The organism is Comamonas sp. 7D-2, from assembly GCF_022749555.1.
Taxonomy (GTDB): domain Bacteria; phylum Pseudomonadota; class Gammaproteobacteria; order Burkholderiales; family Burkholderiaceae_C; genus Comamonas; species Comamonas thiooxydans.
The window spans coordinates 5418452-5433634 of record NZ_CP094238.1; the positions used below are offsets into that span (position 1 = coordinate 5418452).

Consider the following 15183-nt stretch of genomic DNA (forward strand, 5'->3'; position numbering starts at 1 on the left):
TTCCGAATCTGTATGAGGCAATTGTCCGAATACGGAGAAAACCTTTTAGTGCCGATCTGGCATATTTCCGTGCCATTTCAGCACATCAACGCGTTTTTGAGCAAATAGAGGGGGAGCAGTGCCGCCAGGAGCCCGATACCCGCTGTTGTTTTTCCAGCTTCAGGTCTGGCCGCTGGCAAAAAAGGAGTGACTGCTTATTTACTGGCCAGTGATATCGGTCCAGAACTGCTCCGCAGCGGTGCTCAAGCGGCGTTTGGGCCGATAAAGCCGCACATCGAAATGCACGTCCAGGCTGCCGTCCCCGGCCAGCGCCAGACGGCCGTCCTGGCAGTCGCGCTGCACCATGGACCAAGGCATCCAGGCCACGCCCAGGCCCTTGAGCACGTACTCGTAATTGGCATCCGCCGAATCGCATTCGATGCAGCGGCGCAGACGCGGCCACAGCGGATGGCTGGCCAGATGATCTTCGGCCAGCCGCCCCAGCGCCATGCTGTGCGAGAAAGCCAGATAGGGCACGGGGCTGGCACCGGGCAGCAAGGCCTGCGCCAGTGCAAACAAGGGCTTGCCTTCGGCATCGGCCCGCGCCACGGGCACCAGCTTGTCGCTCATCACCGTCAGATAGCTGAACTGACGGCCATCCAGTCGCACGGCAATGGCCGCATGGTGATAGAGCAGGGCAAAGCTGACCTCGCCGCGCTGCAGCATGTGCACGGTTTCGTCGAGTGTGCGGGTGACGATGCGCATCTCCGCCGTCTGCAGCACGCTGCCGTAGCGCGCCAGCCAGTCGGCCACGATGGTGCGCGCCAGGGTACGCCCCGTGGCCAGCGTGATCACATGGGCCTGCCGACCGGCCACGGCCTGCAGCTCGTCATGCGACTGGGCCAGTGTGCGCACCATCTGCTCGGCGGTGTCGCGAAAGGCTTCACCGGCCGGGGTGAGGCGAACCGGCCCGCCGCCCGCTTCGATCAGCGGCGTTCCAGCCCATGCCTCCAGCGCACGAATGCGCCGGCCGAAGGCGGGATGGGTGACATGGCGCAGCTCTGCCGCACGGGTAAAGCTGCGCTCCTGAGCCAGAAGCAGAAAGTCTTCCAGCCATTTGCTTTGCATGGCCAGAGCCTACCCTGGCTCAGCTCTGGGCTGCAGCCTGCAGCGTGGCGCGCGTGGCGATGGCGGCTTCGCGTGCAGCCTTGGCAAAGTCGTCGCCCTGCCCTGCGTACAGAATGGCGCGCGAGGAGTTGATGATGATGGGTCCACCGCCAATGCGGGCCGCCTTGACGGTCGCCACGGCATCGCCACCCTGTGCGCCCACGCCGGGAATCAGCAGCGGCAAGGTGGGAGCCACGGCACGCACGCGCTCGATCTCGTTGGGACGGGTTGCACCCACCACCAGGCCCAACTGGCCGTTGGTGTTCCAGGGGCCTTGGGCCAGCTTGGCCACATGCTCGAACATATGGGGGTTGCCAGGCACATCGGCCAGGACCTGGGCCTGCAGATCGTCACCGCCGGGGTTGGAGGTGCGGCACAGCAAAAAAGCCCCCTTGCCCTCGTACTTGAGATAGGGCGTGATGGAGTCGAAACCCATGAAGGGAGAGAGCGTCACGGCATCGGCACCATAGCGCTCGAAGGCTTCCTTGGCGTATTGCTCGGCGGTGGAGCCGATATCGCCGCGCTTGGCATCCAGAATCACGGGCACATGGGGTGCCACTCGGCGCATGTGCTCCATCAGCTTTTCGAGCTGGTCTTCGGCACGGTGGGCGGCAAAGTAGGCGATCTGGGGCTTGAAGCTGTTGACCAGATCATGGGTGGCATCGACGATGGCTGCACAGAAGTCGTAGATCTTGGACGCATCGCCCTTCATGGCACCGGGAAAGCGGCTGGGTTCGGGGTCCAGACCCACGCACAGCATGGAGTCATTGCGCGTGGACGCGTCGCGCAGCATGTCGATAAAAGTCATAAAACGTGATTTTAATTGCTCGACCCTTCCAAGCCCCGCTACAGGTCTTGCGCCAAGCCGCAAAGCAGACGCACACACCAACTCAGTGACACAGAGGAAGCGCCGCCGCGCACCGACGGTGTCGTCCCCCTCCCGCGAAGCGAGTGAGGGGGAAGGCGCGAAGCGCCACAGGGGGAGAAAGTCATTCCGGAGGGAGATAATCCACACCCATGCCTTCGTTCACGCCCAAACAGCTCATTCTTCTCGTCCTGCTCACCATCGTCTGGGGCCTGAACTGGCCGGTAATGAAGCTCGGCGTACAGCATTTCCCGCCGCTGAGTTTTCGCATGGTCAGCATGTGGATAGGCCTGCCGATTCTGGCCCTGTTTGTGACCAGCCAGCGCTTGCCGCTGACCATACCGCGCAGCTACTGGGGCCAGCTGGCCAAGCTCACGCTGTTCAATATGGTGCTCTGGCACTGCCTGATCATCATTGCCATCCCCACGCTGTCCAGCGGGCGCGCGGCGATTCTGGGTTACACCATGCCCATCTTCTCGGCCGTGTTCGGCAGCCTGTTCTTCAAGGACCGGCTGGGCGCCCGCGCCTGGGCCGGCGTGGGAGCGGCCTTTGCCGGCGTGCTGCTGCTGCTGTGGCATGAGGTTGGCGCTCTGGGTAGCAAGCCCCTGGGCGTGATGCTGATGCTGATCGCCGCCGCCGGCTGGGCCTGGGGCACGCAGCTGCTGCGCCGCACCGAGGCACCGGTGCCGCTGATGACGCTGTCGCTGTGGATGGTGGCCATCACCACCGTGGTGCTGACCGTGCTGGCCTTTGTTTTCGAGCGCCAGCAATGGCATATGCCCGACCAGAGCGCTCTGGCTGCCATCGCTTTCAATGGTGTGCTGGTGCTGGGCTTCGCCCAGGCCGTGTGGTTCTATCTGGCCCGCAGCCTGCCGCCCGTGGCCTCCACGCTGAGCGTGATGATGATTCCGGTGCTGGGCGTGTTCGTGGGCGCCTGGTGGCTGGGCGAGGTCCTGCATTGGCAGGACTGGACTGCTGTCTGCCTGATGGTGGTGGCGATTGCTTCGGTGCTCTGGCCTGCCAGAAGCAGCCGTTAATTCGCGGGCGACTGCGTCTTGCACACGGTGTAGCGCAGCTCGGCCATTCCCGGGCCCATCTGCTGCACGGACTGCAGCTGCAGCACGGGACTCAGCAAGCGGCGCGGCAACAAAGGCTTGCCACGACCCAGAGTGGCCGAGCCAATCTGCACGATGACTTCATCGAGCAGGCCCGCGTCATGGAACTGTCCCGCCAGATCTCCGCCACCCACGATCCAGATGTTCTTGTCGCCGGCTGCAGCCCTCATGCTTGCCAGCACGGGCCGCACATCGCCGCTGACAAAGCGTACATCGGCTCCCTCTATCAACGGCAGCTGACGGCTGGAGAAAACCCAGGCAGGCTGTGCATAAGGCCAGGCCGCGCCGCTCTCCTTCTTCACCGCATCGGCGTTGCGGACCATCCACTCATAAGTGGACGAGCCCATGGCCAGCGCACCGACCTGGGCAATAAAGCCCGGATAGCTGGACTGCGTCAGGCTGCCCAATGGAAACAGCCAGTCCAGAGAGTCGTCTTCGGTGGCAAGAAAGCCGTCCAGGCTGGAAGCGGTGTAGTACTGGGTCTTCATGATGGGCTGTAGTTTGCCTTGAAGGCGCTGACTCGGCCGGTTACAGGCCTGCTATCGAGAAAAATCAATCTCGATAGCACCCAGCGTTCAGGCGCTACAACCCCCCAAAAGGCCCCCTACTGTGCAGGCGCCAGGTTCCGCGCCGTGGCCAGCATGGTGGCGCACAGCAGCTCCCGGCCCGCCTTGCGAGAAAACACATCCGCCCTGGCAACCGTCAGCAGCTTGCTGGCCTGGATGACGCGGCCACGTGCCAGCAATGTCTCGCCATCGGCAGGAGCCAGGTATTTGATGCTGCAGTCGATCGTGGCATTGAGCCAGCCCGGCGGCAGCAGCGTCCCTGCCGCCGATACGGCGGCAAAGTCTGCGATGGCAAAGACCGGCGTTGCCTGCAACTGGCCGGGCCTGAAACTCAGACTTTCCTGGTAGGGCAGGCAGAGATCGACCTCGCCGGGCTCTATGCGTTCAAAGCGCAGTTGCAGCATCTGCGCCACTGGCATGGACAGCACCAGCGCCCTGATGTCTCGGGCAAAGTGTTCGTTCTGCGGTGTCATGACTTGCACCCCCTCCTGCCGGATGGACCGGCATCATTGCCGCCTCGCGCAGAGACGCGAGGAAATCCCGGTTTCGAGGCTGGTCGCTGCTCGCGCAGACGAAACCATTCCACATGGGAAACCAGGTACTGACGCAGAGCGTTGCGCTTGGCGATTTCGGCATCGATCTCGGCAATGCGCTCCTCAAGCCTGCAGACGATCTGGCTGGCCGTCAGGGACTTGCAGCGGTAGGCCGGCAATACCTCGGCAATCTGCGCAAGAGAGAAGCCACATTGCCGCGACATGGCGATGAATCGCAGCTCGCGGATCACGCTGTCATCGAACTCGCGGTAGCCGGAAGGACGCCGACTGGCGGCAATCAGGCCCAGACTCTCATAGTGGCGAATGGCGTGTACGGACACACCCGACAGGCTGGCAAGTTCCGATATCTGCATGGCGACAAGGCTAACAAGCCTGGGGTTACACGAAGGTTGGTGTCCGCCAGATGTTCACACAGTTTGTCTCCGCACTGCGGCCATAAAAAAACGCACTGTGAATCCACAGTGCGTTCTTTGGGGAGAGACTTCCGGGGCGATCAGGCCGCAGCGACTTCCTTCTTCGCAGAGCGTGCCTGCATGAACTTGCCCAGTCCGACCACCAGCACGGCACCGACCGCAGCGGCAGCATAGTGCAGCCAGGGGTGAGCCATGGTGTAGCCATGCAGCAGATTGTCGTTGACGATGGTCTCGCCGCCCACCCAGCCGATCAGCGCCGCGCCCAGCGTGACGATGACGGGGAAGCGTTCCATGAGCTTGATCATCAGCGTGGAGCCGAAGATCACCAGGGGAATGGAGATGGCCAGACCCAGGATCAGCAGCACCATATTGCCCTGGGCGGTAGCGGCCACGGCAATCACATTGTCCAGGCTCATCACCAGGTCGGCAATCAGGATGGTGCGGATGGCGGTCATCATGGAGCCATGGCCCTTGGATTCGCCCTCGCCGTCTTCGTCGCCGGTCAGCAGCTGATAGCCGATCCACAGCAGCAGGCAGCCGCCCACAACCTGCAGGAAGGAGAGTTCCAGCAGCTTGGCAGCCACCACGGTCAGCACGATACGCAGCACCACGGCGGCGCCGGAGCCGAACATGATGGCTTTCTTTTGCTGTTCAGGGGGAAGAGAGCGCGCGGCCAGTGCGATGACCACGGCGTTGTCGCCGGAGAGAATGATGTTGATCCAGATGATCTTCACCAGGCCGATCCAGAAATCGGCGCTATTGAGAAATTCCATTTGTGACTCCACTGTTTTGAATATGAAAGCGCCGCATTGCGCGGCGCTTTCTTTTAAGAGTGGAGGCAGTGTAGGGCGCGAAGCCCATCTTGCCAGTTCGTAATACTGCGTAAATTCAACGCTGTATCACGAACTTTTGCACGAGCTTACTTCTTCAGCAGGCCTTGCAGCAGGCGACCCATTTCGGAAGGGTTGCGGGTGATGGTGAAGCCGCACTCTTCCATGATGGCCAGCTTGGCATCAGCAGTGTCGGCACCGCCGGAGATCAGGGCACCTGCGTGGCCCATGCGCTTGCCGGGAGGGGCAGTCACGCCAGCGATGAAGCCCACGATAGGCTTCTTCATGTTGGCCTTGCACCACTGGGCAGCTTCGGCTTCATCGGGACCGCCGATTTCACCGATCATGATCACGGCATCGGTGTCGGGATCGTCGTTGAAAGCGCGCATCACGTCGATGTGCTTCAGACCGTTGATGGGGTCGCCACCGATACCGACGGCGGAGGACTGGCCAATGCCCAGTTCGGTCAGCTGAGCCACGGCTTCGTAAGTCAGCGTGCCGGAACGGGACACCACGCCCACGCGGCCCTTCTTGTGGATGTGACCGGGCATGATGCCGATCTTGATTTCGTCAGGCGTGATCAGACCGGGGCAGTTGGGGCCCAGCAGCAGAGTCTTCTTGCCGCCGGCAGCTTCCTTGGCCTTCATCTTGTTGCGCACTTCCAGCATGTCGCGCACGGGGATGCCTTCGGTGATGCAGATGGCCAGGTCCAGGTCGGCTTCAACAGCTTCCCAGATGGCAGCAGCAGCACCTGCGGGAGGCACGTAGATCACGGACACGGTAGCGCCGGTTTCCTTGGCAGCGTCCTTGACGGAACCAAAGATTGGGATGTCGAAAATCTTTTCGCCAGCCTTCTTGGGGTTCACGCCTGCCACGAAGCAGTTCTTGCCGTTCGCGTATTCCTGGCACTTTTCAGTGTGGAACTGGCCGGTCTTGCCAGTAATGCCCTGGGTGATGACCTTGGTGTCTTTGTTGATAAAGATCGACATGTTTCTATCTCCGGGGCGTATTACTTAACGGCAGCAACGATCTTGGTCGCTGCTTCAGCCATGGTGTCGGCAGCGATGATGGGCAGGCCGGAATCCTTGAGGATTTGCTTGCCCAGTTCTTCGTTGGTGCCCTTCATGCGCACGACCAGAGGCACGGACAGGTTCACGGCCTTGCAAGCAGTGACCACGCCGGTGGCGATGGTGTCGCACTTCATGATGCCGCCGAAGATATTGACCAGAATGCCCTTGACTTCGGGGTTCTTGAGCATGATCTTGAAGGCTTCGGTCACCTTCTCGGCCGTAGCGCCGCCGCCCACGTCCAGGAAGTTGGCAGGTTCGCCGCCGAACAGCTTGATGGTGTCCATGGTGGCCATGGCCAGACCGGCGCCGTTCACCAGGCAGCCGATGTTGCCATCCAGGGAGATGTAGGCCAGATCGAACTTGGATGCTTCGATTTCGGCAGCGTCTTCTTCGTCCAGATCGCGGAAAGCCACGATTTCGGGGTGACGGAACAGAGCGTTGGGGTCAAAGTTGAACTTGGCGTCCAGGGCCATCAGGTCGCCCTTGGAGTCGCAGTTCAGGGGGTTGATTTCCACCAGCGACGCGTCGGTGTCCATGTAGCACTTGTAGATCTTGGCGAACAGATCCACGGCCTGGTCCACGGACTTGCCTTCCAGACCGATGGCAGCTGCCACCTTGCGCGATTGCGCTTCGGTGATGCCGGTCAGGGGGTCGATCATCTCGGTGATGATCTTTTCGGGAGTGGAGTGAGCCACTTCCTCGATGTCCATGCCGCCTTCGCTAGAAGCGATCAGGGCAACCTTCTGTGTGGCGCGGTCGGTCACCAGCGACACATACAGTTCGTTCTTGATGTCGGCGCCGTCTTCGATGTACAGGCGACGGACCTTCTGACCTTCAGGGCCGGTCTGGTGAGTCACCAGCTGCATGCCCAGGATCTGCTCGGACAGCTTTTGCACGTCCTCGATGGACTTGGCAACCTTCACGCCGCCGCCCTTGCCGCGGCCACCAGCGTGGATCTGGGCCTTCACCACCCACACGGGTCCACCCAGCTTCTGGGCTGCTTCAACAGCCTCTTGCACGGTAAACGCAGGAATGCCACGGGGAACGGGCACACCAAATTGGCGCAAGATTTCCTTGCCTTGGTATTCATGAATCTTCATGACTTTGTCTCTCTGAACTGAGGGGAAATACCCGCTTGCCACCGACTCGGGGGAGCCTGGCCATCGGGTTCATATGACATGGCGAGCAGGAATGTACCATGCTGCACCGCGCAAAACGACACCTGAACATGCGCAAAATCCACAATTTCGCGCAACTTTGTCGTGTTCCGGAAACAGCTGCAATGCCTTGAATTCTTTAGGGAAATTATTCCTACACGATATCTTTTCTTCCCGCAACTTTCTTATGTCTTATATACGAGTCAAGGACATTGGGGCAGCGGCTGGCAATGTGCTGACAACTGCGAATAGCTGCAGCGTCTACTGGGCCATTCGCGCGAGACTTGCCCAAAAGACAGGCAGTGCACATCCCTGACGAGATTCAAGGACAATCACCGTTCGGAAAGCGGCAATGGTGCCGCAGGCAGCGGCATATAAACCAAGAAATGCGCGCGCCGGTGCAGGAGAAAATGCAATGGCAAAAGTCTTTATTGACGGAGAAGCAGGAACCACGGGTCTGCAGATCCGTGATCGTCTGGTCGATTTTGCAGGTGTGGAACTGGTCAGCATCGACCCCGCACTGCGCAAGGACCCGGCCGCCAAGCGCGCTCTGATTGCCGGTGTGGATCTGGTCATCCTCTGCCTGCATGACGATGCCGCCCGTGAAACCGCAGCCATGGTGGACTCCATCACCGCAGAGACAGGCCGCGCCATCAAGATCATCGACGCCTCCACTGCCCACCGCACGGCCGCAGGCTGGGTCTACGGCTTCCCCGAACTGCGCGCCGGCCAGCTCGACGCCGTGAAGAGCGCCACCCGCGTCTCCAACCCCGGCTGCTACGCCACGGGCGCCATCGCCCTGCTGGCACCGCTGGTGGCTGCCGGCCTGATTCCCGCCGACTACCCCGTGAGCCTGCCCTCCGTGTCCGGCTACACCGGCGGCGGCCGCACCATGATCGAAGCCTATGAAGGCGGCGATGCCGCACCTTACGAGGCCTACGCGCTGGGCCTGTCGCACAAGCACATTCCCGAAATCCTGCACTACACGGGCATGACCCGCCGCCCCGTGTTCATCCCCGCCGTAAGCAACTTTGCCCAGGGCATGCTGGTGCAGTTGCCGCTGCACCTGGACCTGCTGCCCGGCGCACCCAAGGCCGCCGACCTGCATGACGCACTGGCCAGCCACTACGCCAGGACCAATACGCCTGCCAACTGGGTCAGCGTGTTGCCGCCTACTGATGACAACAAGCTGGCCGCCGACACTCTGGCCAATACCAACAAGCTGGAGCTGCGCGTATTTGCCAACGAACAATACCGCCAGGCCGTGCTGATTGCCCGCCTGGACAATCTGGGCAAGGGTGCCAGCGGCGCTGCCGTGCAAAACCTGCAGATCATGCTGGGTCTGTAAGCCCTGCCCTGCTCCCGAAAAAAACGGCCCTGGTGGCCGTTTTTTGCTTTCCATGTCCTGGCAAAAATCGAAAAAAGAAATTAGTTTTTCATATTTTCTTTTTTGAAATTTAAATTTCTTGTTTTGTCCAGACGGAAAAGCACCGGCTGTGCTTTGCGCAAGCCACTTCTATAGTCGCCCCATCTGAGCTGTACCTGGCAGAGCCTTTCCCGGCCTTGTGATGCCGGCCGCGCCTGACCCCGGCGCGGCGGCATCCGCGCAGGCAGCAGTGGATGCGCGGAGCTGCTACCCCTGCTCTCGTAGCCGTTCTCAGTCCCACTGTTGTACGAAAGCGAGGAAACCATGTCTTCCATCCCCGTCTCGGCGGCGCGCAGCGATGTCAGCACCGTGCAGGAGCGCGACATCACCTTTGGCCGCATCATCTGGCGGCTGATTCCGTTTCTCACCCTGATCTGGTTTCTGGCCTGGGTAGACCGTGTCAACGTCGGCTTTGCCAAGCTGACCATGATGAGCGACCTGCAATGGTCCGACGCCGTCTATGGCGCAGGGGCCGGCATCTTCTTCATCGGCTATTTCTTCTTTGAAGTCCCCAGCAATCTGCTGTTGCACAAGTTCGGGGCCAAGAAGACCATCATGCGCATCACCATAGGCTGGGGCGTGACCGGCATCCTCATGGCCTGGGTGCAGACGCCTTTGCAGTTCTATGTGCTGCGCTTCTTGATGGGTGCTTTCGAAGCCGGCCTGCAGCCCGGCGTGATTCTCTATCTGACCTACTGGTTGCCGGCGCACCGCCGCGGCAAGGCCCTGGCGTTCTTTGTCTCGGCGTCGGCCCTGTCGCTGATGCTGGGCAGCCCGATTGCCGCCTATCTGATGGAAACCTTCCACGGCGTGGCCAATCATGCGGGCTGGCAATGGCTGTTCATCATCGAAGGCATCCCGTCCGTTCTCGCGGGCATTGCTGCCTACTTTCTGCTCAGCGACACACCGGCCAAGGCCCCCTGGCTCAGCGCCCGTGAAAAACAGCATGTAGCCGAAGAGCTCAAGGCCGAGGAAGCCTCTTTGGGCCAACGCGAGCACAGCTTCTGGGCCTCCATGCGCAACCCTCGCGTGCTGATGCTGATCCTGATCTTCTTCTGCATCGTGGCCGGCAACTCCACGCTGGTGTTCTACGGACCCAGCATCGTCAAATCCGTGGGCATCACCGACCTCAAGACCTTGGGCTGGGTCATGTCCCTGATCTACGCCTGTGGCTGGATAGGCATGGTGGGCAACGGCTGGCTGTCCGATCGCAAAAAGGAAGTGCGCTGGCACACGGCGATTGCCGCTGCCATGGGCGCTGTCGGGCTGGTGCTGACGGCCTTGTTTCTGCAGCAGGGCAATGTGACCGGCGTCGTCGCGTCTCTGGCTCTGTCATCGCTGGGCACCATGGGCTCCATCCCCGTGTACTGGCAGATTCCCAACCGCTTCCTCTCGGCCACTGCCCTGGTCGTGGGCCTGGCGGTCATCAACTCTGCAGCCAATCTGGCCGGCTACTTCTCGCCGCAGTTGCTGGGTCTGCTCAAATCCAGCAGCGGCTCGTATGCGCCAGGCCTGCTCATCATCGCTGCCGTGGAGTTCTGTGCCGCCATTCTGGTGCTGCTGTTCGTGAAGCGCGACAGCGCCGGGGTCGCCAAACAGCATCCATGACCCATAGGCCGCAGGCCAGATGCAATATGCGCAAACAGTTCCACGACAGTGATGACAATATGCACGGCATGACCGTCAACGGCAGAGTGCCGGGCCGCGCATAGCGCAGCCCTCGCCCTTACCCTCCAAAGCCGCAGGTCTGCGGCTTTTTTCATATCTGCATTCATTAATTTCGCAGCAGCCTGCGCAGCATTTACAAGGTTTACATGGCAGTTATTGTGAATTTCTCAGATAGGACTAGCATTAACAGCTCCTGCTTCAGGAGCAGGAACGGCTGCGCATGAACGCAGCCGCCGCACAAAAGGCCACGGCCATCGGCCTGATCGCCGTACTCTGCTGGAGCTGCACCGTGGGCCTGATGCGTGCCGTGGCCGAGCCGCTGGGCGCCGTCGGCGGCGCGGCCTGCCTCTACACCATGGCCGCCATCTGCATTGCCGCAGCACGCGGGCGCAAAGGCTGGCGCGAGCTGGCACGCTGGCGCAGCATGCACCCGGCCTACCTCTGGGGCTGCGGCCTGCTGTTTGTGGTCTATGAGATCTGCCTGTCCGTGGCCGTGGGCCTGGCCCACGACCGCAGCCAGGCCATGGAAATCGGGCTCATCAACTATCTCTGGCCCAGCCTCACCATCGTGCTGGCCGTGCTCTGCGGCCAGCAGGCGGCTCGCTGGTGGCTGTGGCCAGGCGTGCTGATCTGCCTGTGGGGTCTGGCGCGCGTGCTGGGCGGCGACAGCTTCAGCCTGCCGGTCATGTGGAGCCATGTGCTGGGCAACCCGCTGGCCTATGGCATGGGTTTTGCAGCCGCCCTGCTCTGGCCGGCCTACTCGCTGCTGGCGCGCCGCTATGGCGCCGGCTTCAACGCCGTAGGCCTGTTCGTGACCTGGACTGCCATCGCGCTGTGGCTCAAGTGGCTAATGCTGGGCGAGTCACAGCCCATGCTCTGGAGCTGGCTCACCGCCGGCCAGGTCTTGCTGGTCGGGGCGCTCACGGCACTGGGCTATAGCTGCTGGGAGCACGGCATCCAGCATGGCAAGCTGGCCCTGCTGGCCGCAGCGTCCTATTTCACACCCGTGCTCTCGGCGCTGATGGCCAGCGCACTGCTGCAAGTGCTGCCGGGCTGGAGCTTCTGGCAGGGCGTGGCACTGGTAACGCTGGGTTCGCTGGTCTGCTGGTGGGCTACGCGCAGCCACCGACATTGAGCCGGCGCCAGCCGGCCGGGCGCTCAGGCGGTCAGCCAGATGCCCAGGCCGAGCACGGCGGCATGGCCGGCCAGCAAGATCCACAACAGCGTCCAGGGCGGCTCGGTCAGGCCCTGCAGCATCTCCTCGATGCGAGCGCCCAGAAAGGCGCGCAGCGCCGGGTCGTCCTTGCCGCCTTCGCTGCCCCACTGGGCACGCGTGCGCCCCCATTCCTCGAGCAGATCGGACAGCGGCAGGCGATTGAGCACGCTGCGCACCACGAACTGCACGGCACGCCCGTTGCCCACCCAGGGCTGCAGATGCTCCATCGCCGCGCCCACGGTGAGCAGGTCGGCCGCCTTGTGCATGGCCTTGTGAGCGCTGGGCAGGGCCTCGATGCGCTGTGCCAGCATGGCAGCCAGGCGCTCGGCCAGGCCCTGGCCGTAGCGCGCCACCAGCTTGCCTGCCGCACGGGCGCGGCCCAGTTGCAGACCGACCATGAGGTAGGCGGGGATGATGAAGATCAGCACCACGGCCACCAGCAGCGGCGGCGACATCAGCAGGCTGATCACGGCGCCGTAGATGCCGGTATGGGCCGAGGCATGAATGCCCTGGCCGGGATCGGCCATCAGGCGGGAAAAATAGAACACGGCCGCGCCGCAGCCCAGCACCAGGGCCAGCAAGGCACCCAGCATCAGGCCGCCCAGCAGCGATTTGCCGGCACTCAGGCCCACGCGCAGGGCGGATGGGGCGTCAGGGGGTTGCGAAGCAGTCAGCACGTGGGTCCCTCCGGTGTGAAAAGCTGTTCCCGCCGCTGGCGGGCGGGGACCGGGTGGCCGCCTCAGTCCTCGTCCTCGCTGTCGGGTGCAGGGGAGTATGGGGCATCGCGCAGCACGCGTGAAGCCACGCTGGACGAAAAGCCGCGCGAAGCCAGAAAGCGCAACTGCCGGGCCTTTTCCTTGAGGTCGACGGGCACGCTGCCAAAACGCTTGCACCACAGCTCGCGCGCACGCTGCAGCTCGCTGCCGCGCAGCTGCTCGCCCGCCTGGCGCACGGTCTCGTCATCAAGCCCCTTGCTGCGCAGATCATGCACCAGACGCGCTGCGCCATAACGGCCGGCCTTGCTGCGCAAGACAGACTCGACCACGCGCTCCACGCTGATGAAGCCCCGCTGCTCCAGCTCGTCGAGCACGGCATTCAGATCGTCGCCCTCCTCCACATGGGCGGCCAGCTTGCGCTGCAGCTCCAGCCGCGAATGCTCGCGCTGCGCCAGCAGCTTGAGGGCGCGGCCCTTGAGTGAAAGTTTGGCAAAGCTCACGACGCATCTCCAGAAACAAAAAGGCGCAGGACGAACCTGCGCAAAGATGGCAAACCTTTTGAGCCATGAGGCCCGCACTCAAACACTGGCGCTCACCAAGCCAGGGACATCAAGCAGGGGCCGCACCCGCAGCGAGGATGTAGTCCCCTTTCGCGAAAGGCGCATGGCGCCTCAGGGTGACTGAATCAACCTTCAATCACGCCGTCCTTGTCCACCTTGCCCTTGCCGCCCTTGGCAGGCTTGGCCTCGGCAGCCGCAGCACCGTCCACGGGCAGCAGCTTGATGCCCAGGCTTTCGCGAACCTTGTTTTCGATCTCAATGGCCAGCGCGGGGTTCTCGCGCAGGAATTCACGCGAGTTGTCGCGGCCCTGGCCGATTTTTTCGCCGTTGTAGGCATACCAGGCACCGCTCTTTTCCAGAATCTTGGCATTCACGCCCATGTCCAGGATCTCGCCTTCGCGGCTGATGCCTTCGCCAAACAGGATGTCGAACTCTGCCGTCTTGAAGGGGGGCGAGACCTTGTTCTTCACGACCTTGACCTTGGTTTCGTTGCCGATGGCCTCGTCGCCCTTCTTGATGGTGCCGGTGCGGCGGATATCCAGACGCACGGAGGCATAGAACTTCAGCGCATTGCCGCCGGTGGTGGTCTCGGGCGAGCCGAACATCACGCCGATCTTCATGCGGATCTGGTTGATGAAGATGACCATGCAGTTGGTCTTCTTGATGGTGGCCGTCAGCTTGCGCAGGGCCTGGCTCATCAGACGGGCCTGCAGGCCGGGCAGGGCGTCGCCCATCTCGCCTTCGATTTCGGCCTTGGGCGTCAATGCGGCCACCGAGTCGATGACGATCAGGTCCACGGCACCCGAGCGCACCAGGCTGTCGCAGATTTCCAGAGCCTGCTCACCGGTGTCGGGCTGGCTGATCAGCACGTCGCTGAGGTTCACGCCCAGCTTCTGGGCATAGCTGGTGTCCAGCGCATGTTCCGCGTCGATAAAGGCGCAGGTGCCGCCCTGCTTTTGCATCTCGGCAATGACCTGCAGCGTCAGCGTGGTCTTGCCCGAGGATTCGGGACCGTAGATTTCGATCACGCGGCCACGGGGCAGACCACCTACGCCCAGCGCGATGTCCAGACCCAGGGAGCCGGTGGAAACGACCTGAATGTCTTCGATGGCTTCACCTTCACCGAGCTTCATGATGGTGCCCTTGCCGAACTGCTTTTCGATCTGGGCCAGGGCTGCAGCCAGGGCTTTGGCTTTTTCGCTGTTGGCGTCGTTGGTCTTGGCGATGGCGTTCATATCAGGCTCCGAAGTAGGTGAATGACTGTCTGTGGCCAGTCCTGTTTTTGCATTCAGGCTGGATGCTTGAACAGTAGTTTAGATGCGGATACTGTAGATTTATTTAAATATTTAGTCAGTTTGCCTTACTATTTATCCATGTCAGAAATCGCCCCCGTCACCCCGCCCGCCGATGCCTGGCGCCAGACCCATCTGGGCCGTTTGCTGGGCCATGCCATGCGCCGCTTCGATGCGCGCGTGCTGCAGCTCATGGCGCGTGCAGTGGAGGTGCCGCTGGCGCTATCCAATCTGGCGGCGCGCGACAAGGTAGGAGCGGCCCATATCCACATCACGCGCCATCTGTCGCTGGCTGGCGACCGGCTCACCGATCTGGCCGACAAGGCCGGCATGACCAAACAGGCCATGGCCGATCTGGTGGCGCAGTGCGAAGCCTGGGGCCTGGTCACGCGCGAGGCCGACCCGCATGATGCGCGCGCCAGGCGCGTGCGCTTCACCGATGCGGGTCTGGCCTGGCTGCAGGCTTTTCACGACGCCGTAAGCCAGGCCGAGGCCGAATTTCGCGAAGCCGTGGGCGCGGATGTGGCCACCGTGGTCGCGCTGGGCCTGGAAGCCTATGCCGAAGGCTGCTGAGATTCTGTATTGACGC

At 62.2% G+C, this 15183-nt stretch carries 16 protein-coding genes; 5 read left to right on the top strand and 11 right to left on the bottom strand.

Annotated features, from left to right (window positions below; translation table 11 throughout):
* Window positions 1–198 precede the first annotated feature (198 nt).
* Both MPZ60_RS24945 and pyrF read right to left on the bottom strand, forming a co-directional pair.
* Complete coding sequence (locus MPZ60_RS24945; protein WP_012840359.1) at window positions 199–1107, bottom strand: LysR family transcriptional regulator; 909 nt, start codon at window positions 1105–1107, stop codon at window positions 199–201.
* A 19-nt stretch (window positions 1108–1126) separates the two neighbouring features.
* Window positions 1127–1954, bottom strand: a complete 828-nt coding sequence (gene pyrF, locus MPZ60_RS24950) for an orotidine-5'-phosphate decarboxylase (protein WP_003064718.1) — start codon at window positions 1952–1954, stop codon at window positions 1127–1129.
* 209 nt (window positions 1955–2163) lie between these two features.
* Here pyrF and MPZ60_RS24955 point away from each other — a divergent pair, with 209 nt between their 5' ends.
* A complete protein-coding gene (locus MPZ60_RS24955) occupies window positions 2164–3048 on the top strand; it encodes a DMT family transporter (protein ID WP_003064721.1) in 885 nt (294 codons plus the stop codon).
* Here MPZ60_RS24955 and MPZ60_RS24960 read toward each other — a convergent pair.
* From MPZ60_RS24960 to sucC, 6 genes are all read right to left on the bottom strand, one after another.
* Window positions 3045–3614 (bottom strand): dihydrofolate reductase family protein, encoded by a 570-nt coding sequence (locus tag MPZ60_RS24960; protein WP_034351057.1) that lies wholly within the window; start codon window positions 3612–3614, stop codon window positions 3045–3047. The genes MPZ60_RS24955 and MPZ60_RS24960 overlap by 4 nt on opposite strands.
* A gap of 116 nt (window positions 3615–3730) precedes the next feature.
* Complete coding sequence (locus MPZ60_RS24965) at window positions 3731–4165, bottom strand: PaaI family thioesterase (RefSeq protein WP_034351060.1); 435 nt, start codon at window positions 4163–4165, stop codon at window positions 3731–3733.
* Window positions 4162–4599 (bottom strand): MerR family transcriptional regulator, encoded by a 438-nt coding sequence (locus MPZ60_RS24970; protein ID WP_034351064.1) that lies wholly within the window; start codon window positions 4597–4599, stop codon window positions 4162–4164. The genes MPZ60_RS24965 and MPZ60_RS24970 overlap by 4 nt, the downstream gene beginning before the upstream one ends.
* A 140-nt stretch (window positions 4600–4739) precedes the next feature.
* Window positions 4740–5432, bottom strand: a complete 693-nt coding sequence (locus MPZ60_RS24975; RefSeq protein WP_034351067.1) for a TerC family protein — start codon at window positions 5430–5432, stop codon at window positions 4740–4742.
* Between the two features lie 146 nt (window positions 5433–5578).
* Window positions 5579–6478 carry a succinate--CoA ligase subunit alpha gene (gene sucD / locus MPZ60_RS24980; protein WP_003064739.1) on the bottom strand — a complete coding sequence of 300 codons (900 nt, stop codon included), beginning with the start codon at window positions 6476–6478 and terminating at the stop codon, window positions 5579–5581.
* A gap of 20 nt (window positions 6479–6498) precedes the next feature.
* Window positions 6499–7659, bottom strand: coding sequence for an ADP-forming succinate--CoA ligase subunit beta (sucC, locus tag MPZ60_RS24985; RefSeq protein ID WP_003064741.1), 1161 nt, complete (start codon window positions 7657–7659; stop codon window positions 6499–6501).
* Between the two features lie 472 nt (window positions 7660–8131).
* Here sucC and argC point away from each other — a divergent pair, with 472 nt between their 5' ends.
* From argC to yddG, 3 genes are all read left to right on the top strand, one after another.
* Window positions 8132–9064 carry an N-acetyl-gamma-glutamyl-phosphate reductase gene (gene argC, locus MPZ60_RS24990; RefSeq protein ID WP_034351070.1) on the top strand — a complete coding sequence of 311 codons (933 nt, stop codon included), beginning with the start codon at window positions 8132–8134 and terminating at the stop codon, window positions 9062–9064.
* A gap of 342 nt (window positions 9065–9406) precedes the next feature.
* Entirely contained in the window at window positions 9407–10750 is a 1344-nt protein-coding gene (locus MPZ60_RS24995) for an MFS transporter (RefSeq protein ID WP_003064745.1), read from the top strand.
* 280 nt (window positions 10751–11030) lie between these two features.
* The gene (yddG, locus tag MPZ60_RS25000; RefSeq protein WP_034351073.1) at window positions 11031–11945 is read left to right on the top strand and encodes an aromatic amino acid DMT transporter YddG; all 915 of its coding nucleotides are present in this window, start codon (window positions 11031–11033) and stop codon (window positions 11943–11945) included.
* 23 nt (window positions 11946–11968) lie between these two features.
* Here yddG and MPZ60_RS25005 read toward each other — a convergent pair whose 3' ends face one another.
* From MPZ60_RS25005 to recA, 3 genes are all read right to left on the bottom strand, one after another.
* Window positions 11969–12703: a hypothetical protein gene (locus MPZ60_RS25005; RefSeq protein ID WP_012840366.1), complete on the bottom strand. Its 735-nt coding sequence runs from the start codon at window positions 12701–12703 to the stop codon at window positions 11969–11971.
* Between the two features lie 62 nt (window positions 12704–12765).
* Window positions 12766–13242: a recombination regulator RecX gene (recX, locus tag MPZ60_RS25010; protein WP_034351075.1), complete on the bottom strand. Its 477-nt coding sequence runs from the start codon at window positions 13240–13242 to the stop codon at window positions 12766–12768.
* 185 nt (window positions 13243–13427) lie between these two features.
* Window positions 13428–14537, bottom strand: coding sequence for a recombinase RecA (gene recA, locus MPZ60_RS25015; protein ID WP_003072158.1), 1110 nt, complete (start codon window positions 14535–14537; stop codon window positions 13428–13430).
* 138 nt (window positions 14538–14675) lie between these two features.
* Here recA and MPZ60_RS25020 point away from each other — a divergent pair, with 138 nt between their 5' ends.
* Entirely contained in the window at window positions 14676–15167 is a 492-nt protein-coding gene (locus tag MPZ60_RS25020; RefSeq protein ID WP_034351077.1) for a MarR family winged helix-turn-helix transcriptional regulator, read from the top strand.
* Window positions 15168–15183 lie beyond the last annotated feature (16 nt).